Annotated in this window: 19 protein-coding genes; 7 read left to right on the forward strand and 12 right to left on the reverse strand. The window is 41.9% G+C overall.

Features of this window, described 5'->3' with window-relative positions; all coding sequences use genetic code 11:
- The first annotated feature begins 374 nt into the window (after nt 1–374).
- Nucleotides 375–1142, forward strand: a complete 768-nt coding sequence (locus B9T24_RS08115; RefSeq protein ID WP_086165311.1) for a hypothetical protein — start codon at nt 375–377, stop codon at nt 1140–1142.
- Between the two features lie 96 nt (nt 1143–1238).
- Here the strand turns inward: B9T24_RS08115 and B9T24_RS08120 are convergent, their stop codons facing one another.
- Complete coding sequence (locus B9T24_RS08120; protein WP_086165409.1) at nt 1239–1889, reverse strand: response regulator; 651 nt, start codon at nt 1887–1889, stop codon at nt 1239–1241.
- Nucleotides 1890–2263: 374 nt separating this feature from the next.
- Here B9T24_RS08120 and msuE point away from each other — a divergent pair, with 374 nt between their 5' ends.
- A complete protein-coding gene (gene msuE, locus B9T24_RS08125; protein ID WP_086165312.1) occupies nt 2264–2998 on the forward strand; it encodes an FMN reductase in 735 nt (244 codons plus the stop codon).
- 29 nt (nt 2999–3027) lie between these two features.
- Nucleotides 3028–4140, forward strand: coding sequence for a dimethylsulfone monooxygenase SfnG (gene sfnG / locus B9T24_RS08130; RefSeq protein WP_086165313.1), 1113 nt, complete (start codon nt 3028–3030; stop codon nt 4138–4140).
- A gap of 329 nt (nt 4141–4469) precedes the next feature.
- Here sfnG and acs read toward each other — a convergent pair whose 3' ends face one another.
- A complete protein-coding gene (gene acs, locus B9T24_RS08135; RefSeq protein WP_086165314.1) occupies nt 4470–6413 on the reverse strand; it encodes an acetate--CoA ligase in 1944 nt (647 codons plus the stop codon).
- A 288-nt stretch (nt 6414–6701) separates the two neighbouring features.
- Between acs and B9T24_RS08140 the strand changes: the two genes are divergently transcribed.
- The gene (locus B9T24_RS08140; RefSeq protein WP_086165315.1) at nt 6702–7283 is read left to right on the forward strand and encodes a DUF805 domain-containing protein; all 582 of its coding nucleotides are present in this window, start codon (nt 6702–6704) and stop codon (nt 7281–7283) included.
- A gap of 111 nt (nt 7284–7394) precedes the next feature.
- On the forward strand, nt 7395–8372 hold the full coding sequence (locus B9T24_RS08145) for a mechanosensitive ion channel family protein (RefSeq protein ID WP_086165316.1): 978 nt from the start codon (nt 7395–7397) through the stop codon (nt 8370–8372).
- Here the strand turns inward: B9T24_RS08145 and B9T24_RS08150 are convergent.
- The 5 genes from B9T24_RS08150 to prfB form a co-directional block, all read right to left on the reverse strand.
- A complete protein-coding gene (locus B9T24_RS08150) occupies nt 8355–9068 on the reverse strand; it encodes a 16S rRNA (uracil(1498)-N(3))-methyltransferase (RefSeq protein ID WP_086165317.1) in 714 nt (237 codons plus the stop codon). The genes B9T24_RS08145 and B9T24_RS08150 overlap by 18 nt on opposite strands.
- Nucleotides 9069–9300: 232 nt before the next feature.
- Nucleotides 9301–10581, reverse strand: coding sequence for a 3-deoxy-D-manno-octulosonic acid transferase (locus tag B9T24_RS08155; protein ID WP_086165318.1), 1281 nt, complete (start codon nt 10579–10581; stop codon nt 9301–9303).
- 110 nt (nt 10582–10691) lie between these two features.
- On the reverse strand, nt 10692–11768 hold the full coding sequence (locus B9T24_RS08160; protein ID WP_086165319.1) for an alkene reductase: 1077 nt from the start codon (nt 11766–11768) through the stop codon (nt 10692–10694).
- Nucleotides 11769–11807: 39 nt separating this feature from the next.
- Nucleotides 11808–12110: an ArsR/SmtB family transcription factor gene (locus tag B9T24_RS08165; RefSeq protein WP_074947601.1), complete on the reverse strand. Its 303-nt coding sequence runs from the start codon at nt 12108–12110 to the stop codon at nt 11808–11810.
- 230 nt (nt 12111–12340) lie between these two features.
- Nucleotides 12341–13436, reverse strand: a protein-coding gene (gene prfB, locus B9T24_RS08170) for a peptide chain release factor 2 (RefSeq protein WP_139243538.1) whose coding sequence is annotated in 2 segments (ribosomal slippage) — nt 12341–13363 and nt 13365–13436 — 1095 coding nt in all. Because the reading frame shifts where the segments join, the coding sequence is not laid out codon by codon here.
- A gap of 221 nt (nt 13437–13657) precedes the next feature.
- Between prfB and B9T24_RS08175 the strand changes: the two genes are divergently transcribed.
- Entirely contained in the window at nt 13658–14479 is an 822-nt protein-coding gene (locus tag B9T24_RS08175) for a putative porin (RefSeq protein WP_086165321.1), read from the forward strand.
- Between the two features lie 323 nt (nt 14480–14802).
- Nucleotides 14803–15591, forward strand: coding sequence for a putative porin (locus tag B9T24_RS08180; protein ID WP_086165322.1), 789 nt, complete (start codon nt 14803–14805; stop codon nt 15589–15591).
- A 53-nt stretch (nt 15592–15644) separates the two neighbouring features.
- Here B9T24_RS08180 and recJ read toward each other — a convergent pair whose 3' ends face one another.
- The 5 genes from recJ to B9T24_RS08205 form a co-directional block, all read right to left on the reverse strand.
- The gene (gene recJ / locus B9T24_RS08185; protein ID WP_086165323.1) at nt 15645–17348 is read right to left on the reverse strand and encodes a single-stranded-DNA-specific exonuclease RecJ; all 1704 of its coding nucleotides are present in this window, start codon (nt 17346–17348) and stop codon (nt 15645–15647) included.
- On the reverse strand, nt 17349–18005 hold the full coding sequence (gene pdxH, locus B9T24_RS08190) for a pyridoxamine 5'-phosphate oxidase (protein ID WP_086165324.1): 657 nt from the start codon (nt 18003–18005) through the stop codon (nt 17349–17351).
- Between the two features lie 9 nt (nt 18006–18014).
- Nucleotides 18015–19346 (reverse strand): phosphoglucosamine mutase, encoded by a 1332-nt coding sequence (gene glmM / locus B9T24_RS08195; protein ID WP_086165325.1) that lies wholly within the window; start codon nt 19344–19346, stop codon nt 18015–18017.
- A gap of 126 nt (nt 19347–19472) precedes the next feature.
- Nucleotides 19473–20939, reverse strand: a complete 1467-nt coding sequence (gene guaB, locus B9T24_RS08200; protein ID WP_004650767.1) for an IMP dehydrogenase — start codon at nt 20937–20939, stop codon at nt 19473–19475.
- Between the two features lie 194 nt (nt 20940–21133).
- Entirely contained in the window at nt 21134–21931 is a 798-nt protein-coding gene (locus B9T24_RS08205; protein ID WP_086165326.1) for an MBL fold metallo-hydrolase, read from the reverse strand.
- Nucleotides 21932–22017: the final 86 nt, after the last annotated feature.

Below are 22017 nucleotides of genomic sequence, written 5' to 3' on the forward strand. Positions count from 1 at the left end.
ACGTTTTAAGACCCAAATACACCTTTGGTCAGCCGCACTGACAATTTATTTTTTTGTTTAGGCCAAACTGCTCAAAAAATTGCATTTTAAGCGCTATTCAATTGACTAAAAATTTCAACCTTGTATTTTCTATGGCAAAGAAGATCAAAATTTAAGTGAACACATGTACACTTGGTTACAATTTTTCAAAATATTGTTTTAAAAACATTTTTTATTTAAAAAAGCCAATCTAGAACTTTAGTCGTATTCCGTTCAGTGCGCTGCTAGACCATATATAAAAGCAATAAAAGATCAGTTTTATCTCGCAACAGGCACATCTGAAAAAACGCTGCTCACGGAAACTGATCATCAGACAAAAACACAGGAGTTTGAAGATGAACATTTCGCAAGCTGGAAATCATGATTTAGATCAATCGCAACAATTTTACCGTCAATATGGGACCAATGCCCTGTTACCCGAAATTCAATGGACTGAATTATTTAAACACAGCAAGTTGAATGACACCCATATTCAAGCTTTAAACACCTTGTACCAAAGTGCTGTACCTCTTGCATTACAAGTATTTGCCGATTTAAATTTTGATGTATTTACACCAGCAGCCCATAAACCACAAGGCTTAGGTCTATTTGAACGACTGGCTGAACAAGAAGATAAATTGGTTCAATCTTTAAAGGCTGAATCGAATGGCTTAAGTGATGCTGTACGTCATCAAATTTGGAGCATGTTACTCCGTGGTGGTGCTGTGCTGGTGTTTAAAGCATGGCTTGGCAAGGTCAAAACCGATGAAAATTTATTAGATACCACACAATTTGATGAATTATCAGACCTGTTATTTATTAAAACCTCGCCTTTTGAATTGGCCCAGCACTTGGCTGTAAACGCCGATAATCGTGAAGATCATATTTTTCTCATGTATGGCAATGACATCTACCTAGACCATTTTAACAGCTTAGAAACAGCTGCTTTATTTGTCGACTTAGGGGTCTATGATGCGGCCTTTTTAAGCCTACGTGATGATAGCGTTGCTGAATATCTGAAAGAAAAATCCTATGTTTCTCAAGAACAGATTGATGATCTACAATGCGCACTCAATCCATTATTTTGCACAGACCTCACACCTAAAAAAAGCTGGGTGATTTAGGTTAAATTTTTCCCTGTTTAAATTGCAAAAATTTATTCCCATAAAAAAGGCACTTCCATGAAGTGCCTTTTTCTATTTCATACTGTGTTCAGAACATCATATTTTCTTTTCTTCAATATTTAATGCACTAATCGCCAAGACCGCTTGCGTACGATTTTGTACACCCAATTTACGGAAAATTGCTGTGACATGCGCTTTAATCGTTGCTTCAGAAACATCTAACTCGTAGGCGATCTGTTTATTTAATAACCCTTCCGCAACCATCATTAAAACGCGGAATTGTTGTGGCGTAAGTGATTGAATTCGTTCTGCCAACGCAGTTTCATCTGCCGCACGTGGATCAAAACTCAAATTCGCAGGTAAGTTGGGTGGTAGCCAAATTTCACCTTCCAGCACTTGACGAATTGCTTCACCAATATGACTTGGATGGGCTGATTTTGGAATATAACCCATCGCACCATGCGCAATCGCACGTTGAATGATTGAAACTTCTTCGTGTGCAGAAACCACAATAATCGGAATCGAAGGATATTGTGCACGCACATGAACCAAAGCGGAAAAGCCCGAAGCCCCCGGTAAATTCAGATCCAATAAAACCAAATCTGGTTCTGGTCCGTTATCTAAACGTTCATACAACTCATTTACTGCAGCTGTTTCATTAATTTGAGCTTGCGGTAAGCTATAACGAACTGCCTGAATTAAAGCATGACGAAATAACGGATGATCATCAACGATTAAAATGTTCATAAGCGACATGAAAGATCTTGTGCACAGTGATGGCTATTCTAACCACACAATCATCGTTAAGGATATGCAGGAATCACTTTTTTTACGCGATATGCCATTATTTTATAAAAAAATTAGTTTTTTTTTAGTTTTTCCAAAAATCATCAAATCTAATCACATTTTGATATAAATTTTATTCATGCAACGAAAATGCTTATTCAAATCCAATATAACTTTACTTTTCAAATAATTAAATCACCTTTTTTGACCTCATGATTTTAAAAACTGTTATATCTTAAAAACAGATAACCTATTTTTTTTTCTTTATTTTACAGCACCTTCTGCAATGCTGATAAATGAACACTATTCCGAGATTCAACTTAGGTTCTACGTTCATGACCATTCTTAATCAACAAAAACCGCTTAACATTGTCGCTGTATCCGGTGGCTTAAATAACCCATCTAAAACAGAAGCTCTCGTGCAAGAAATTCTGAATGAATTAGGTGAAGCCACCCCCATTCATGTGCATTTTATTAAATTCAGTGAAATTGGTCATTTACTGGGGGGTGCCATTTACCGTAATCAACTGCCACAACGGGTACAAGATGACTTGGCTGCGGTTGAAGCTGCCGATGCCCTCATCGTCGGAACACCTGTTTATCGTGCCTCTTTTACGGGTCTTTTTAAGCATTTTTTTGACTTTGTTGAACAAACTGCATTGGTTGATGTACCTGTTCTTTTAGCTGCATCGGGTGGCAGTGAACGTCATGCTTTGGTCCTTGAACATCAATTACGTCCATTGTTTAGCTTCTTCCAAGCACAGACTTTACCGATCGGTGTGTATGCAACAGATAAAGATTTCACCCCTGAATACACCATTCACAGTGAATTCTTGCGCGACCGTATTACTTTGGCTGTCGCACGTGCATTGCCTATTTTGGAATGGGCACCAGCGAAAGGTCAACGTGCAGAGGTAGTGAAAGAAAAAACTCAACTGGCCAATCAAAACTTGGGCATCAATACACAAATTGAGCAAGATGACGTTTTACCTTCTGCCGCAGTGCCCAATTTAGATGCCGCAGAATCTCGTCTACATCATAAAAAAGCACCAAAGCCTCAAGTGGCATAAGTGAATACATCCAGCGAGAGGGTAGAGATATGACTCAACCAAATCAAAATATTACTTTTGCCTATTGGGTTCCGAATGTCAGCGGTGGTTTGGTGGTCAGTCATATCACACAGCGCACAGATTGGAGCTATGAATATAATGTGTGTTTAGCACAAGCCGCAGAAAAAAGTGGTTTCGACTATGCCCTTACCCAAATTCGTTTTACTGCGGGTTATGGTGCGGACAATCAGCATGAATCTGTGAGTTTCAGCCACGGGCTATTGGCAAAAACTGAAAAACTCAAAGTGATTGCGGCAATTTTGCCGGGTCCTTGGAAACCCGCTTTAGCCGCAAAACAATTGGCCACGATTGACCATCTCACTCAGGGTCGTATCGCAATTAATGTGGTGAGTGGTTGGTTCCGTGGCGAGTTCGATACCATTGGTGAAGAATGGCCAGAGCATGACCAACGCTATGTACGTTCTGAGGAATTTATCCGTTGTTTAAAAGGTGTTTGGAGCGAAGATCATTTTAGTTTTGAGGGTAAATATTACCAATTTAAAGATTACACTTTAAAGCCAAAACCAGTGCAGCAACCACATATCGAAATTTTTCAAGGGGGTAGCTCACGTGCTGCTCGTGATATGGCATCGCGCGTTTCCGATTGGTACTTTACCAATGGCAATACACCGAAGGAACTGAAAAAGCAAATTGATGATATTCGTGCAAAAGCCAAACTGAATGGTCATCAGGTCAAAATTGGTGTCAATGCGTTCATTATTGCCCGTGATACTGAAGAAGCAGCGCAGGCGGTACTGCAAGAAATTATTGATAAAGCCAACATTCAGGCGGTCAATGCATTTGGTGATGCCACACGTGAAGCGGGGGCCTCAACCACTGAAGGCGAAGGCAACTGGGCAAAATCAACCTTTGAAGATTTAGTCCAGTATAACGATGGCTTTAAAACCAATCTGATTGGCACACCGCAACAAATCGCAGAACGTATTGTTACGCTCAAAAGTGTGGGGGTCGATTTGGTTCTGTCTGGTTTTTTACACTTTATTGAAGAAGTCGAATATTTTGGTCAGAACGTTTTACCCTTGGTTCGTGAACTTGAAGCAAAACAGCAGCAAGCACTGGCAATTCAAGCGAAGTCAGCTTAACGACGTTCGCACAGCATAATAATAACAATAAAAGGTACTCTCCATTCCCCCCAAGGCTCAGCTTGAGGGGATTTTTTTATGAATATTCAACTTAGTTTTAAATACCGATTGGCAAAAGTAATCGCCTTCTTTGATTCGTCGTTTTGGATCAATAGAAGCAGTTGGTAAAGCCAAAATTAAAAAACAGATTTTAGAAAATATTGGATTCATGCATGTGACACACATAAGTTATTTTAGGCATGAAAACCATTTTATTTAAATATACGATTCAGTTCATAGAATGCAAATAAAAATACCGCCTGAGCCACCAGACGGTATCAGTAAACAATTTATCTATTGGGATGCACGGTGAGGATTAAAGCTTCGACCACTTGTGGCTCAGCCAAGGTGGAAGTATCACCTAAACTATCTAACTCATTGGCGGCAATTTTTCTTAAAATCCGGCGCATGATTTTACCGGAACGGGTTTTTGGCAAAGCCGGTGCCCAATGCAGTGCATCTGGTGTGGCAATGGGACCCAAAATTTTACGCACCCAATCGACCAATTCTTTGCGTAATTCTTCTGATTCCTCTGTGCCCGCTTGCAAAGTAACAAAAGAGCAAATCCCTTGTCCTTTAATCTCATGCGGCATACCCACCACAGCCGCTTCTGCAACAGCTTCATGGGCAACCAAGGCACTTTCGACTTCTGCTGTGCCTAAACGATGTCCAGCGACATTCAGCACATCGTCCACGCGTCCTGTAATCCAGTAATAGCCGTCTTTGTCACGACGTGCCCCATCTCCAGTGAAATAAACACCCGGATAAGTCGAGAAATAGGCTTCAATAAAACGCTCAGGATCGCCCCAAATGGTACGCATTTGACCCGGCCAAGAATCCTTGATCACCAAGTTGCCTTCGGCCTCACCTGCTAGTTCATGCCCTTCAGCATCGACAATGGCGGGTTGTATGCCAAACAAGGGGCGCGTTGCAGACCCCGGTTTTAAATCCGTGGCTCCTGGTAAAGGGGAAATTAAAATACCACCTGTTTCCGTTTGCCACCATGTATCGACTACAGGACAGCGGCTTTCACCCACCACGCTATAGTACCAATTCCATGCCTCTGGATTAATTGGTTCACCCACCGATCCAATTAAACGTAGACTACTGCGGTCACTTTCCCGAACAAACCGATCACCTTCACGCATCATGGCGCGAATGGCAGTCGGGGCGGTATAAAGGATGGTGACATTGTGCTTATCGACAATATGACCGGTACGTGCCCAGGTCGGATACTGCGGTACACCTTCAAACATCAGCGTGGTCGTACCATTCGATAAAGGACCATACAGGACATAAGAATGTCCGGTAATCCAGCCAACATCAGCGGTACACCAAAACACATCATCTTGTTTTAAATCGAAGACTTCACGAAATGTTGAATTCACATAGGTGAGATAACCACCCGTGGTATGCAACACCCCTTTCGGTTTACCCGTTGAACCAGAGGTATACAGAATAAATAGCGGATCTTCTGCGTTCATCGGCTCTGGTGGGCAAACTTCATTGACCGACATGATTTCCATGTGATACCACAGGTCGCGTCCTGCTTTTAACTCAATCGGATTGCCGGTACGATGCACTACAATCACATTTTGAACCGATTCAGTGCCCTGAACTTGCAGTGCAGCATCGACATTTTCTTTCAGTGGAATAGGCTTACCGCCACGCATACCTGAATCAGCAGTAATCACAATTTTGGCTTGACTGTCTTCAATTCGACTCGCCAAGGCATCGGGTGAGAAGCCACCAAAAACCACACAATGCACCGCCCCAATTCGAGCACAAGCCAACATTAAAATGGCCGCTTCAGAAACCATGGGCATATACAGCACCACACGGTCGCCTTTGCCCACACCGTGTTTCTTTAATACATTGGCAAAACGACAAGTTTCATCATGCAGTTCTTTAAACGAAATAATTTTATGCCGTGACGGATGATCACCCTCCCAAATAATCGCAGGTTTATGTGGGTGTTCTTTTAAATGTCGGTCTAAACAATTGGCACTCAGGTTGAGCTGCCCATCAGCAAACCATTCGATTTTAAAGTTATCTTTGTTAAAACTGGTATTTTTGACTTGAGTAAAAGGTTTAATCCAATCCAGTTTATGCGCTTGTTCTGCCCAAAACTCATTTGGCTGATCAATGGATTGCTGATAACGCTCGAAATATTCAGATTCTACAAGACGAGCAGTTTTTTTAAATTCTTCGGGTACAGGATAGATTTCTTTCATTATTTACTTCCTTGATCTTATTCATCTCATCACGAGATGCTATGCCACGTTATTGATTTTATTCATTGCATATTCACAGTATGGCGATTATTTTTCAACCACCTCAATCATGCTTTGGTCGTAGTTTATTTATACAATTTAAAACATAAACACCTTATCGTATTCAACAAAATAATCGTCTGATTCGTATCTGATCTGTTCTTTTAACCTTATAATTTAATAACAAGATGCACTGACGATTTTATCAAATACAATATTTTCTTAGCGCAGCCTTATTTAGGAAAGTGTATGAACCCGCAAGACTCAGCTCCTTTTTTTTCCAGATCTCAAACAACGCGTAAAGATAATCCTTTGTCGCTGCAAGGTCGTTTTGGGCGTTTGAGTTCAATCGGCTGGTATGCTTTTGTCCATTTAGCAACCTTTTTAGCCACCATTGCCTTAAGCCTAACGATGGGGATTTTTAATCTCAATACCCTGTCGATGGACCATCAGTTGGTCAATACATTAACAGGTATCGCGGGGCTAGGTTTTGCGGTGATTTTGCTGCTGTATCTCTATTTTTTAATGGTGATTACTGTGCGCCGTTTACATGACATGAACCGCAGTGGCTGGTTTATTTTATTGTTTATGCTGCCCTTGCTGAATATTTTGCTGGGCTTGTATTTACTATTAGGTTCAGGCACGGCAGGTATCAACAGCTATGGTCTGCCGCGTGAAACACCCGTTTGGGAAAAAATTTTAGCATGGCTGATGATCATTCTGATGTTACTCAGTTTTTTGGCTTCAAGCAGCATGCTGTCTTATATGCTCGGTGCAGGTGAATTAGACATACCGCAAAACGTCATTCAAAAAGGCAGTGAATATTTTTAAAATACACGCAGCACTTTTTCACAAAACTACAGCAAAAGCACTGAGTTTTGGTTAAATTCCTCGTCAGTTTCAGGCAAAATACGCAACACTCAACCCAAACTCGGAAGTCCTGTGGCTGAACAAAATAATGCCTTGAGTGAAGTGACTCAAGGCACCTCTCAACTTCTGCATGAAGCAACTGAGAAAACAGCGGAAACCGTCATCGCACATACCGCGAAATATAATGATGCCTATTCCACCATCGATAAATTTGTCGATGGATTTTGGGAGCGTGTGCCTTATTTATGTATTGCCATCGTGGTTTTTAGTATTTTTTTACTGTTGGTCAAAGTCTTTAAATTCTTTGTGCGTAAAACCTTAGCCGACCGCTCTTATACTCGGCAGAACTTAGTGCTGGTGCTCAATCGTGTCGGTAGTTCTGCCATTATGTTCCTTGGTTTCCTGATTGCCATGGTGATTGCCATTCCAGGATTCACCCCCAGCCAACTCATGAGCGCACTGGGTATTGGTTCGGTCGCCATCGGTTTTGCCTTCAAAGACATCTTCCAAAATTTGTTGTCAGGGATTCTGATTTTATTAAGTGAACCGTTCAAAATTGGTGATGACATTATTGTGTCAGGCATGGAAGGCACCGTTGAAGATATTCAAATTCGTGCCACCTATTTACGTTCACCCGATGGTCGTCGTATCGTCATTCCAAATGCCACGGTCTATACCAGTCCAGTGACAGTCAATACCGCCTATCAACGTCGTCGCTGTGAATTTGTGGTCGGTATTGGTTATGAAGATGATATTCAAAAAGCCAAAAATATTATCATGGCCATTCTGGATCGAGATGTCAGCATCCTGAGCCAACCGGCATTTAGTGTCAATGTCAGTGCACTGGCCGATTTTTCGGTGAATCTAAATGTACGCTGGTGGGTCGATACTACGGAAACTGCGACCTCGACATCCATCAGTACCGTTCAAGAACAAGTAATTCAAGCCTTTGCAGAACACCACATTTCGATTCCTTATCCAGTACAGGAAGTCAAAGTGTATCGTGGTGATGCAGCCATACAGGACGATGTATCAGCTCGCGCTAAATAAGCGACCGAGCACATAAGAAATTACGGTTTCAGTACGAATAATGCGGTTGCCTAAGCTGAATGCTTGGCAGCCGTTTTTTGTGAGTAAATCAATCTCATAAGGAATAAAACCACCTTCAGGCCCAATCACAATCGTACAGGCATGCTCAATGGCAAATGGCATTTTGCACTCTACATAAGGATGTGCCACATAAGCAGGACGATCCGCTGTAATCAAACTGGGCAAGACATCTTCAACAAAAGGTTTAAAGCGTTTATAGATTTCAATTTGCGGGGCAACCGTGTCTCCTGCTTGTTCCAAACCAAGCGTCACATATTGATCCAATTGTTGCAAAAATGGCGTTTGCCAATAGCTTTTATCCACCCGATAACTGTGTAAAAGAATTATTTTTTCTACCCCTAAAGTGACACTGTCCATCATTAAACGGCGCAGAACTTTGGGGCGTGGCATGGCTAAAATTAAAGTCACGGGTAGCTTTGCTGGAACCGCTTCAATTTGAATCGGTTTAAGTTTGACTGCTTGTTCGGTCACTTCGACAATTTCGGTCAGGTAACGCTGCCCTTCTCGAATGCCAACTTTAAGACAGTCACCGACTTGCACATTCACATGTTGTTTTAAATGCTCAAGCTGACGTTTCGATGTAATCGACCAAAGCTCAGATTCGGTTTGGCGTGGGTCTAACAGGACAATATTCATAAAATCCAAACAAGATAAAAAATAGGCTCATAGACATATTCAGCTACCGCGTTGGCGACATGGATGTCGCCCGCAGTGCTGAGGTACAGGATGTACCTTCTGCACTGCAAAAGATTTTTGCTACCTTGCGAAGCAGTGCTTCTCATCTTTTAAAAGTAGGAAAGACCTACACGAAAAAATAAGAACTTAGCCAGAATTTTGAGGTCGTGAGTACTGTGATCTCAAATTGTTTTTAAAGATACTGATCAATCACCGCAATATGCTTTGCTAAAGAACCTGTGTTTTTTTGCATGATCTGCTGCGCTGCAATGTTGAGTTTTTCGGCTTTAGATTTATCGGTCAAAAGTTCAATTAAAACTTGAGCCGCTTGCTCGGCATCTTCTACAACGGTTACGCCTTCAACAGCCACAAACTCATCGACAATGGTTTGAAAATTAAAATATTTTTTACCCAACACCGTCGCTATATGTAGCGCAATCGGCTCTAAAATATTATGCCCACCACCCGGTTCATTCAATGAACCACCAACAAAACAAACTTGACTTAAGGCATACCACAACCACATCTCGCCCATACTATCAGCCAAATAAACTTGAGTATCCGCTGCGATACTCTGCCCCAAACTACGGCGCTGTGTTTTGAGCTGTAAGTCCTGTGCCAACTGAAAGACTTCATCAAAGCGTTCAGGATGACGTGGCACGACTATCACCAACAGTTCAGGACATTGGCTTAAATAAGGCTTTAAAGCGGTCAGTAATTTTTGTTCTTCAGGCGCATGTGTACTGGCAAGAGTGATGATTTTACGCGCTGTTAAATTCCACCCTTGTTTTAATTGCTCAGCTTGCTTTATGAAGCTTTCAGGGGCATGAATATCAAACTTAATACTGCCCAAGACCTGACTTTTATTTGCAGACATGCCTAAACCAAGGTAACGCTGTAAAGTCGCTTGATCTTGTGCCAGTAGGCGGTCTAATCCACTCAACATGCCTTGGGTTAAACGTGGCACTTTGGCATAACCTTGCGCTGATTTTTCCGAAAGACGTGCATTGATCAATAAACAAGGCACATCAAAGTGTTTGGCTTGATCAATTAAATTAGGCCAGATCTCTGTTTCGACCAAAACCAATACTTTGGGCTGATATTTTTCATAGAACGCTCGTACCAATTGTTTCTGATCGGCAGGCAAATACACCGCTTGGAACAAAGACTGATACGGTGCTTTTAAAAAGAGTGATTTAGCACGGGCTTGACCCGTTTTGGTGGTATTGGTCACTAAAACAGCATGACCCAATTTTAAATAGTGTTCAATTAACGGTTGTGCGGCATTGGTTTCCCCCACAGAAACCACATGAAACCACATTGCATTGCGGTTTTTGGGCTGTTGAAAAGGGCCAAAGCGCTCAAGGCATTCTTGTTGCAACTGCTCCATATTCAACGCACGTTTTTTTATTCGCCATTTATACAATGGCTTGATCATGGATAATGCTGCGTTGTACCAAAAAGGAGTAGCCAAACAAATTGCCTCAAATATGATTGAATCGGCAAAATATAACAGAGCAGCCTTCACATGTTAATGAATTATGCTCTGCCAAATGATTTATTCTGCTTTAGATCGGGATGAAATTAGCTTTCAGCGAATTGCTTTTTGAAAAAAGGATAGTCGATATAGCCTTCTGCCACATCTGTTCCAATCATGTTTTCCAACTTCAATTCATTCAGCGGCTCATCTTGCACTAAACGTTCAAAAAGGTCTGGATTAGAAATATAGTCTTTACCAAAAGACACCGCTTCGGCTTGACCCGATGCCAATAAATCCAACGCATCTTCACGACTTAAACGCATATTGGCAATATATGGCACACCATTTGAACGCGCTTTCATATCAAGGCTAATGCTTGCAGCATCAATATATTCACGGGTAAAGAAGAACGCAATGTGACGTTGACCCAATTCTTGCATGGCATAACCAAAGGTTTCTTTCGGGTTCGCATCACCCATGTCATGCTCATCACCGCGCGGTGCCAAATGCACACCGACACGACCTGCACCCCAAACTTCAATTAAGGCATCCACCACTTCAAGCAAGAAACGCGCACGGTTTTCAACAGAACCCCCATAGCTATCCTCACGCTGATTGGTCGAACTTTGCAGGAACTGGTCAATCAAATAACCATTGGCTGCATGGAGTTCCACCCCATCAAACCCAGCGGCTTTGGCACGAATAGCAGACTGTTTATATTGCTCAACAATCGTTTGAATTTCGGCAATTTCAAGTGGACGAGGCACCACATAATCACGCTTCGGACGCAATAAACTGACTTGACCTTTTTGCTGCACCTGACTTGCCGAAACAGGTGTTTCACCACCCAGTAAATCAGGATGTGATACACGCCCCACATGCCACAATTGCGCCACGATTAAACCGTCTTTGGCATGAACTGCATCTGTAACCAGTTTCCAGCCTTTAACTTGCGCATCAGTAAATAACCCCGGGGTTTTTTCATAACCGTTGGCTGCTTCTGAAATCACCGTTGCTTCAGAGATGATTAAACCTGCGCTAGCACGTTGGGCATAGTATTCAGCCATCATCGGCGTGGGAACACGATCAGTCGTTGCACGGCTGCGCGTTAAGGGTGCCATCACCACACGGTTTTTAAGTTTGAGTTCACCAAATTGAATCGGTGTTGAAAAATTTGTCATCAAGCAATCCTCTTACAGCTTGCTTGGACTCATTGAAGTCTAAAGCGCGTGCTGTAAATGTTGTAAAAATTCTTGGATCAGTGCTTCATTACGTGAGAAATAAGACCATTGCCCATATTTGGTTACATGAATCAGCCCTGCTTGTTGCAGAACAGATAAATGATTGGACATGGTCGATTGAGAAATATCGGCAATTTTTTCCATGTGCCCTGCACACACCCCGCGACTAAAATCATTTCCACATTCTTCAGCGGAAATAAAACGTTTAGGTTCTTTTAAACATTGCAGAATCTGACGTCTAATCGGGTTGGCTAAGGCTTTATAAATTGCTTCTGTGTCCATCTCATTTCACTCATGTTCATGATCAGCACCTTACCTAGAATCATTATATCTATTTTTTACGATATTAATATCGTTATTTTTCGATACAAGAAATCTTTTTGTAAATTGCTAAAATTTTGTACAACTTTATTCTATTCTAACATTGTCTGGTCAATGAATGGATTCACTCATCTAACCAAATTTTACCGTTAAAAAAACAGAGGACTAGCCTCTGTTTTTCAGGAATAAACTTAGAGACCTTGTTTTAAACTGGCTTCAATAAATTTATCCAAATCACCATCCAGCACAGCACCTGTATTGGAACTTTCCACACCAGTACGCAAATCTTTAATGCGTGAGTCATCCAATACGTATGAACGAATCTGACTGCCCCAACCAATATCAGATTTGGTATCTTCTAGAGCTTTCGCGGCATCATTACGAATTTGCATTTCTCGTTCATAGAGTTTTGCACGTAACTGTTTCCAAGCATGATCACGGTTGGCGTGTTGTGAACGCTGGTTCTGACATGCCACCACAATGCCTGTTGGCGCATGGGTTAAACGCACCGCAGAGTCGGTTTTGTTAATGTGCTGACCACCTGCCCCTGATGCACGATACGTATCGGTACGAACATCGGCTGGATTGATGTCAATCTCAATATTGTCATCGACTTCAGGCGAAACAAATACCGCAGAGAACGACGTATGACGACGGTTGCCCGAGTCAAAAGGTGATTTACGTACTAAACGGTGTACACCCGATTCGGTACGTAACCAGCCATAAGCATACTCGCCTTCGACACGAATGGTCGCCGATTTAATCCCTGCCACATCACCGTCCGATTCTTCCATCAATTCGGCTTTAAAACCGTGACGTTCAATCCAACGCAAATACATACGTAGCAGCATTGAAGCCCAATCTTGCGCTTCTGTACCGCCAGAACCCGCCTGAATTTCGACATAGCATGGATTTGGATCCATTGGATTGCTGAACATACGACGGAATTCAAGTTTCGCTAACTCTTCTTCAGCCGTGGTTAACTCAGCTTGTACATCTTCAAGCAAGCTTTCATCATCTGCTTCAACCGCCAAATCAAGTAGCGCTTGTGCATCATCCAGTTGTGTCGATAAGTCTTCTAATACATTCAGTACGTTTTCAAGCTCACCTTTTTCTTTGGCCATAGCTTGGGCACGGGCTTGGTCATTCCAAATGCTCGGGTCTTCCAATTCACGGAGAACTTCTTCTAAACGCTCTTTCTTCAGATCGTAGTCAAAGATACCCCCGTAGTGTTTGACCACGGTCGTTTAAGTCTTTTAATTGGTTTAGATAAGGATTAATTTCCACGTGAATTACTCTCAATCAGAATATTAGGCTTAAATAGCCGCAAATTATATCACAGAGCCTTCAAGGAATTTGAGCAGGATTATTTTTGTCTAAGTGGTTGACCAAAATGTATTATTTATGAACAATATGCATGTTTTTTAAACATGATTACAATTTTTTTATAACAATAACCGTTTGGGGGTTTTATAAAACGCAGTTTATTCGCGTTGGGTCTTGCTGCAATGGCTTCTTCAAGTTTTGCTTATAATGCTCAAGTCGATGGTGGCTTTAGCTATTTTGATCACGATAGTGACTGGATTGATTCAAATGGTCAATTCGATTTAAAAGGCACATTCTATTTCGAGCCAGTGGATACAAAAAATAGTCCTTTAAATGAAGCTGCATTCCTTGGTCATAACAGTCATGTATACGCAAAATATGGTTATGAATATTTGGACACCCAAACTGTGGATGTCTCTAAATTCTTTGACTTCCCTATCACTGCCGTTGGCACAGCAGAATATGACAGCCACAGTATCGCTGCGGGTATGGAATACTTCTATGAACAATTCTATTTTGCGGGTGAACTGGGTCTGATTCAAGACAAAGCTGAAGCAACCGTAACAGCCTTAGGCATGACCCATACAGCAAGTACTGACAAGGACACCACGACGTATCATGCGCTTGTCGGTTATATGCCTTTGTCGAACCTATTATTCGCTGCGGGGATTGATGGTTACCAAGGTGATAATGACCATGATGAAAACCGTTTCGCAGTCCGTGCTAAATATGTTGCCCCTCTAGCTCAAGGTCAATTTATTAATTTAGAGGCAAATGGCGCTTTTGGTGATACAGACCAAGTAATGGTTGCTGCCGACTATTACCTCGATCAAGCTTTTAGCTTTGGTGCTGCATATAGCATTATAGATGATGGAGAAGATGATGCTGATTTCTTCTCGATTCGTTCTCAATATTTCATCAATTCTAATTTCGCAGTCGGTGGTGCAGTTGGTTTTGGTGATGATGTTCAAGCAGTAAATATCAACGCAACATATCGTTTCTAAGCTTAAAAATAAGCGGTAAAATGCAGATAAAAGCACGCTCAAAGGAGGGTGCTTTTTTATTGCTAAAAAATTAAAATGTTACAAAATGCTTAATTTTTTATAGAAAAATCCATTAAATCCACAAAATATCCACAATTTTAATAAAACAAAACATTTAAATAATTTATTAAATTTCAATATATTAAATTAAAATATTTACACAACATTACGTTTGCAACATTTCTGTAACCCTGCAATGATTGACCTCGTTTCATTTTGCTCTAGACTAAAAGTTGTAACAAGAAATGTATTAATTTTAACCATAAATTTGAGGGGTCGTATCCATGAAAAAACTAGCAATCGCATCTGCTGTACTTTCAGCACTTGTTCTTACAGGTACAGCTCATGCATACCAAGCTGAAGTAGGCGCATCAGCAGCTTATCTTGACCCTGATCATGGTGGTTCAGGCAATGCTTTTGGTGTAGATGGTACTTATTACTTTAACCCTGTACAAACGCGTAATGCCCCACTTGCAGAGGCAGCATTCCTTGACCGTGCCAGCAACGTAAATGCCCATGCAACATTTGCCGATCAGGGTGATGTCGACAACAATACCTATGGTATTGGTGCGGAATTCTATGTTCCAAACTCAGATTTCTATCTAGGTGGTGATATCAGCCGTAACAATGCTGAATATCGTAATGCACTCGGTCAAAAATATGACTTCGATACCACGTATTATGCCGCTGAAGTCGGTTATCTTCCTGCTCCAGGCTTATTAATTGCCGCGGGTGTGAAAGGTTATGATAACGATAAGGATGACGGTGTAGATCCAACACTGCGTGCTAAATACGTGACTACACTCAGCAATGGCAAAGACATTAACTTAGAAGCGGGTGCAGCATTTGGTGATCTAGACGAATACAACCTTGCTGCAGATTACTTCATTGATAAAACACTCAGCATTGGTGCCGACTACCGCAATAACGATCTCACTGATCAAAGCGAATTTGGGATTAATGCACGTAAATTCTTGAATCAACAAGTCAGCCTTGAAGGTCGTGTTGGTTTTGGTGAAGTCGGTAACAACGACTACAACTCATTTGGTGTCGCTGCGAAATACCGTTTCTAAGCAAACAAAACAGATATTCATTTCATAAAAAACCGCTCAAATGAGCGGTTTTTTTAATGCTCTAAATGTATGACCCTTAGTTGCAAACTCACCTTGCCATTAAATTCATTTTTGTCCAACTCATAAACCAATCGGACACGATCTTGCAGTGCATCAAATTCGAATTTCTCACGGGCGTTAAAAGCAATCGCCTCGACCATTTGTCCATTGTCTAAAGCCAAACGTAATTTTAAATGGCTGTCTTTCAACCAACGAAAATCCAGCACTTTAAACACACCTTCAAAAATAGGCGATGGAAATTTTTGCCCCCACGGAGTTAAATTCTGTAGCAACTGAACCGTTTCAAGTTGAAAGTTTTCTGTTGCTAATTCACCATCCGTCCATACAGTGGCATGAAACAGTGACTCATCCATAGTCGAGATCAATTGTTCAAAAGCCTGTTTAAATTGCTCAAAATGCACTTTCTGAATAGTTAAACCTGCTGCCGCGGCATGTCCACCAAAGTGGCTGACCAAATGTGGATATTGCTCTGCAATCATCTCGATGGCATCACGAATATGCACACCGTCGATTGACCTTGCAGAACCTTTGATATGAAGACCATCATCATCCGCTGCAAACACAATACTTGGACGATGAAATTGTTCTTTCAAGCGTCCTGCCACAATACCAATCACACCCTGATGCCAGTGTTCATCAAACATCACCAACGTGGCAGGTAAATGCTGCTGATCCAACTGCAATTTTTCCAGTTCAACCAAAGCCTGCTGCTTCATTTGCAATTCGACTTGGCGACGCTCAACATTCAAATCATTCAGTTGCTGTGCCAGTGGATAAGCGGTTTGCATATCCTGTGCCAATAGACATTCAATGCCAATGTCCATGGTGTCCATCCGCCCTGCGGCATTCACCCGAGGCCCCAAAACAAAGCCTAAATCTTGCGCTTTAAGCTGTGCGGGGTCACGTCCTGCAATGTCCAAAAGTGCGCTGATTCCTGCACGGCATTGATTTTGCTGGATCCGCCTCACCCCCGCATCCACCAAAATACGGTTGTTATAATCTAAGCTTGCAACATCAGCATAAGTGCCTAAAGCCACCAAGTCTAAATACTGTGCCACTTTACTGGTCGACTTCCCCAATTGACTGCGATAACTCGACAGGCGTGCCAGCAAATAAAATGCAACCCCAACCCCTGCCAAAGCCTTACTTGGAAATTCACAACCCAATTGATTTGGATTCACCACCGCTTCAGCTTTGGGGGTTTCTTTGGTGGTCAGATGGTGATCGGTAATAATCACTTGCATGCCATGTGCCTGTGCTTGTTCGACACCTGCATGACTTGAAATACCGTTATCGACCGTAATCAGCAAATCAGGTTGATAGCGACTAAATGCCAAATTTGCAATTTTCGCTGTTAAGCCATAACCATATTTAAAACGATCAGGAACCAAATATTCGACCTTGGCCCCCATATCCCTTAGGGCTAAAACCATCAAAGCAGTACTGGTTGCACCATCGGCATCATAGTCACCGACAATGATTATTTTTTTATTTTGATCAATCGCTTGGTCAATAATTTGAATGGCTTGCTCTAAACCTTTCATATTGGGCGCAAGTAAATGCTTCAGCTTAAACTCAAGTTCTTGTGCTGATTGCACCCCACGACGCGCTAAAATTTGGGCAATAAATGGCGACACGCCCTGAATATTTTCAGGGCGTGTAATCAAAGGGCGCTGCTGAATCAATGTTTTTAGCATTTAAGGCATAAGTCGTTGTAAGGTCCATAGACCATCGATTTTTTCATAACTTAAACGGTCATGTAAACGATTTGGACGACCTTGCCAAAATTCATAATAATCGGGCAGCAAACGATAGCCCCCCCAAAATTCGGGTTTAGCCAATTCGGCTTTTTCTGCCACTTGTTCATGCAAGGCTTGGAAACGTGTTTGCAATTCTTCACGACTGGCAATAACACCACTTTGCGGCGTACTAATGTGCGCTGCAATTTGGCTATCACGTGGACGTTTATGATAGTAGTCTGTCGACTCTGCTAAAGAGATCTTTTCAACCTTACCACTAACACGAATTTGACGTTCCAATTCAGGCCAATAAAACAACAATTCCGCATATGGATTGCTAATTAAATCTAGGCCTTTTTGACTGTCATAATTACTATAAAAGTCATAACCTGATGTCGTTGCACCACGCAATAATACGGTACGCACATGCGGACGACCCTGTGCATTTGCCGTTGCCAAAGACATGGCATAGGGTTCATGCAAGTGTGCGGCTAAAGCAGCATTAAACCAAGTTAAGAACTGCTGATGTGGATTTGCATCCACCTGAGTTTCATGTAATTCATCTTTTTGATAACTTAAGCGCAGTTCACTTAAGTCTTTAATCACATCATTCATATGCTTACCTTAAGCAGCGTTGGCACGTACAGCATCTGCAAGCTGATTGGCTAAAGCCGTGACTTCTTGCAGATCATCCCCTTCCACCATGACACGAATCACGGGCTCAGTGCCTGATTTACGAATCAATAAACGTCCACGACCTTTGAGCTGTGCTTCCGCTTTTTCAAACTCTGTAACCAAAGCAGGAACCGCATACGGGTCAAACATTGCCTCTAAACGGACATTAACCAAGACATTCGGTAATAAGTGGAAGTCGGCAACCAATTCATGCAAGGCTTTTTTCTGTTCGACCATCACGGTCAATACTTGTAAAGCGGCAATAATCGCATCACCTGTGGTGCTTTTATCTAAAGTCAGAATATGTCCTGAAGGTTCACCACCAATGACCCAACCTTTTTCATCCAATGCTTGCAACACATAACGGTCACCCACGTTGGCACGAATAAATGGCACTTGTGCTTTTTCCAAAGCCAATTCCAGTGCCATATTACTCATCACTGTACCAACAATCCCTGCCGGTTTATGACTGGCTTGAGTGGCAAGAATATATAAAATACTGTCGCCATCAACCAATTCACCATGTTTGTCGACCAAAATGACACGGTCAGCATCGCCATCAAAGGCAATCCCTAAATCTGCATGATGGTGAAGCACAGCTTTTTGCAGTTTTTCAGGATGGGTTGAACCACACTGTTCATTGATGTTTAAGCCATCAGGCTCGTTATAGAGCGCAACAATCTTGGCACCTAATTCTTTAAATACCGCAGGACCTACGTTATAGGCCGCACCATTGGCACAGTCCACCACAATTTTTAAATTGCTCAGGTCAAAATGGTAAGGAAATGTCGATTTACAAAATTCAATGTAACGGCCATTGGCATCTTTAACACGCACGCTTTTACCCAAATTTGCGGTATCTTCAATCTTTAATTCTTTTTCAAGTTCTTGATTAATCGCTTCTTGAACGTCATCGGGCAGTTTTTTGCCTTCACTTGAGAAAAATTTAATTCCATTATCATAATAAGGATTATGTGAAGCTGAAATCACAATGCCTAAACTGGCATGCAAAGCACGGGTTAAATGTGCAATCGCGGGGGTTGGCAAGGGTCCTAATAAATGGACATAAACACCAGCGGCATTTAAACCGGCCTGTAATGCTGATTCTAAAATATAGCCCGATAAACGAGTATCTTTGCCTAAAACGACAATGGGTTTTTTTCTATTGCTCATTTTTTTTAAAACTTTACCTGCTGCAAAGCCGAGCTTGAGTGCAAATTCAGGCGTAATTGGAAGTTCCCCAAACTTCCCACGGATACCATCTGTTCCAAAATAACTCATTTTTCACTCACTTCTTATACATCTACGATGAAATTCATCATCCAATTTTTTCCACAATTACTTTACACCAAAATCAAAAAAGCCGTCATATAAATGACGGCTTTTCATGAAACGAATTACTAAAAATCAACCCACACGATAATTCGGTGCTTCTTTAGTAATAGTCACATCATGTACATGAGATTCAGACATTCCTGCCGAGGTAATTTTGACGAACTTGGCATTTTGGCGAAGATCTTCAATGACAGCAGAACCGGTATAGCCCATCGATGAACGTAAACCACCCATCATTTGATGCACAATGTTCCCCATCGGACCTTTATAAGGCACACGACCTTCAATCCCTTCGGGTACCAGTTTTTCTTGACCGGCTTTAGCGTCTTGGAAATAACGGTCGGCAGAACCTGTAGCCCCTGCCATCGCACCCAATGAGCCCATACCACGGTATGCTTTGTAGTAACGACCTTGGAAAAATTCAACTTCGCCCGGTGCTTCTTCAGTCCCTGCTAGCATTGAACCGACCATAATCGTGCTTGCGCCCGCGCCAATCGCTTTTGCCATATCACCCGAGAAGCGGATACCGCCATCAGCAATCAGTGGAATTTGGTCTTTTAATGCATTGGCAACGCTGTCAATGGCAGAGATTTGTGGCATACCAATACCGGCAACAATACGTGTGGTACAGATTGAACCCGGGCCAATACCGACTTTAACCGCATCTGCACCCGCATCGAGTAATGCCAATGCAGCATCACCTGTTGCAATATTACCGCCAATCACTTGAACTTGTGGATAGTTTGCTTTCACCCAACGCACACGTTCAATCACGCCCGCAGAGTGACCATGCGCTGTATCAACCACAATGGCATCCACACCCGCATCAACCAATGCTTCAACACGTGCAGGAGTTTCAATCCCAGTACCGACAGCAGCACCAACACGTAAACGACCTAAATCATCTTTACAGCTGTTTGGATAAAGTTCTGCTTTACGGAAGTCTGTTACCGTAATTAAACCTTTCAGCTCGTTGTTGTCGCCAACCACCAGTACTTTTTCAATACGATTTTTTTGTAATAATGCTTGGATATTTTCTTTAGATTCGTTTTCACGAACCGTCACCAGACGGTCTTGACCGGTCATGATGTTACTTACAGGCTGTTCTAAACTGGTCACGAAACGTGTATCACGACCCGTCACAATACCCACCACTTTGCCATCTTTCACAACAGGTACACCGCTGATATTGTTGGCTTGAGTGATTGCAATAAGTTCGCGAACCGTGGTTTCTGGGGTCACAGTGATTGGATCTTTCACCATCCCTGCTTCAAATTTTTTCACACGGCGTACTTCAGCTGCTTGCGCAGAAATATCCATGTTTTTATGCAGGATGCCAATACCACCATTTTGTGCCATCGCAATTGCCATACGTGATTCTGTCACAGTATCCATTGCAGCTGAAATAAGCGGGATATTCAGATTAATGCCACGAGTTAGGCGTGTCTTTAGAGAGACATCTTTTGGGAGGACAGTTGAGTAGGCAGGGAGTAATAAGACATCATCGAAGGTTAGCGCTTCTTGAACGATGGTCAACATAACAGTCTCACTGGTAATTTCCGTGCGCTATTATAAACAAAAAAATAGTTTTATTCATGTTAATTTCAAACAGCGAGGTAAAATAAATTTACATCGCTGAATATTCATCAATTTTTTTATAAAATTATCATCAATACACTTTATCCACGCAGCCCATTTTTAAGCAGCGCAAGGATAGAAGCGTATAGCATTGATTAAGTTGGGCAGGTAAAGACCGACTCATCCATCAAGTCTGTACCGCATTGCAGCGTTTCAATCCAATCCAAAAATTGATTGACCTGCTCTTTCCCGATAAAAGGTGTACCGTGTTGCGGGACGATCATTTCAACATCCATCGTGCGCACCATTTTCACCCATAAACGAATGATTTTATTGCAACACATATAACGCTGATGAAAAGATTTCATTTTTGGAATATGCGAAGCAAAATTTTCCAAAGGCTTATTGGCATCATCCACCATCGATGCACCCATATCGCCTGAAAATAAAATTTTTGCAATCGGATCGTAAAATTGAAAGTTGCCTACCGAATGTAGAAAATGGGCAGGAACAACAATAATACGTGATTCACCCAATGGAATGATTCCACCGTGGTCTGGCAATTCGATCAAGCGTTCCAACCATCCACCTTTCATTCGGTCACTCATAAATGCCGAGTTCAAATGCGGTAAGAAACGTGCCCAAAGTTTAGATGCCACCACTTTGGCTTCGGTATAGACTAACCAACGTGGCATAGAAGTAATAATATCGGGGTCTTGGTGCGATGCCATGACATAATCAAGATTGGTCAAACGGGTATATTTGTTCAGTTCCATGGTTAGAGGAACATAGGTTAAATCCCCCCCTGGATCAAGTACCGCTGCACGCTCATTATCCAGAATTAGAAATTGGTTCGCTTGTACACCTTCACCTTTGACGAGGCTGGTAAAACTAATACATTTATGTGTGCCATTATCAAATAACACTTGTGATGTAGTGCGATCAAACGCCATAACCGATTCCCCAAAAATATTGTTTTAAAGTTGCCCTTTTAATCCCTCACAACATATATGGAATTATAGAAATTTACAATAAACAT

Source organism: Acinetobacter sp. ANC 4654, from assembly GCF_002135425.1.
In the GTDB taxonomy this organism is placed as follows: domain Bacteria; phylum Pseudomonadota; class Gammaproteobacteria; order Pseudomonadales; family Moraxellaceae; genus Acinetobacter; species Acinetobacter kyonggiensis.

Excerpts from the sequence above, each read along its gene's own strand:
- B9T24_RS08115 (WP_086165311.1), top strand. The coding sequence starts at position 375 with ATGAACATTTCGCAAGCTGGAAATCATGATTTAGATCAATCGCAACAA.
- B9T24_RS08120 (WP_086165409.1), bottom strand. The coding sequence starts at position 1,889 with ATGAACATTTTAATCGTTGATGATCATCCGTTATTTCGTCATGCTTTA.
- msuE (WP_086165312.1), top strand. The coding sequence starts at position 2,264 with ATGACCATTCTTAATCAACAAAAACCGCTTAACATTGTCGCTGTATCC.
- sfnG (WP_086165313.1), top strand. The coding sequence starts at position 3,028 with ATGACTCAACCAAATCAAAATATTACTTTTGCCTATTGGGTTCCGAAT.
- acs (WP_086165314.1), bottom strand. The coding sequence starts at position 6,413 with ATGAAAGAAATCTATCCTGTACCCGAAGAATTTAAAAAAACTGCTCGT.
- B9T24_RS08140 (WP_086165315.1), top strand. The coding sequence starts at position 6,702 with ATGAACCCGCAAGACTCAGCTCCTTTTTTTTCCAGATCTCAAACAACG.
- B9T24_RS08150 (WP_086165317.1), bottom strand. The coding sequence starts at position 9,068 with ATGAATATTGTCCTGTTAGACCCACGCCAAACCGAATCTGAGCTTTGG.
- B9T24_RS08160 (WP_086165319.1), bottom strand. The coding sequence starts at position 11,768 with ATGACAAATTTTTCAACACCGATTCAATTTGGTGAACTCAAACTTAAA.
- B9T24_RS08165 (WP_074947601.1), bottom strand. The coding sequence starts at position 12,110 with ATGGACACAGAAGCAATTTATAAAGCCTTAGCCAACCCGATTAGACGT.
- B9T24_RS08175 (WP_086165321.1), top strand. The coding sequence starts at position 13,658 with ATGGCTTCTTCAAGTTTTGCTTATAATGCTCAAGTCGATGGTGGCTTT.
- B9T24_RS08180 (WP_086165322.1), top strand. The coding sequence starts at position 14,803 with ATGAAAAAACTAGCAATCGCATCTGCTGTACTTTCAGCACTTGTTCTT.
- recJ (WP_086165323.1), bottom strand. The coding sequence starts at position 17,348 with ATGCTAAAAACATTGATTCAGCAGCGCCCTTTGATTACACGCCCTGAA.
- pdxH (WP_086165324.1), bottom strand. The coding sequence starts at position 18,005 with ATGAATGATGTGATTAAAGACTTAAGTGAACTGCGCTTAAGTTATCAA.
- glmM (WP_086165325.1), bottom strand. The coding sequence starts at position 19,346 with ATGAGTTATTTTGGAACAGATGGTATCCGTGGGAAGTTTGGGGAACTT.
- guaB (WP_004650767.1), bottom strand. The coding sequence starts at position 20,939 with ATGTTGACCATCGTTCAAGAAGCGCTAACCTTCGATGATGTCTTATTA.
- B9T24_RS08205 (WP_086165326.1), bottom strand. The coding sequence starts at position 21,931 with ATGGCGTTTGATCGCACTACATCACAAGTGTTATTTGATAATGGCACA.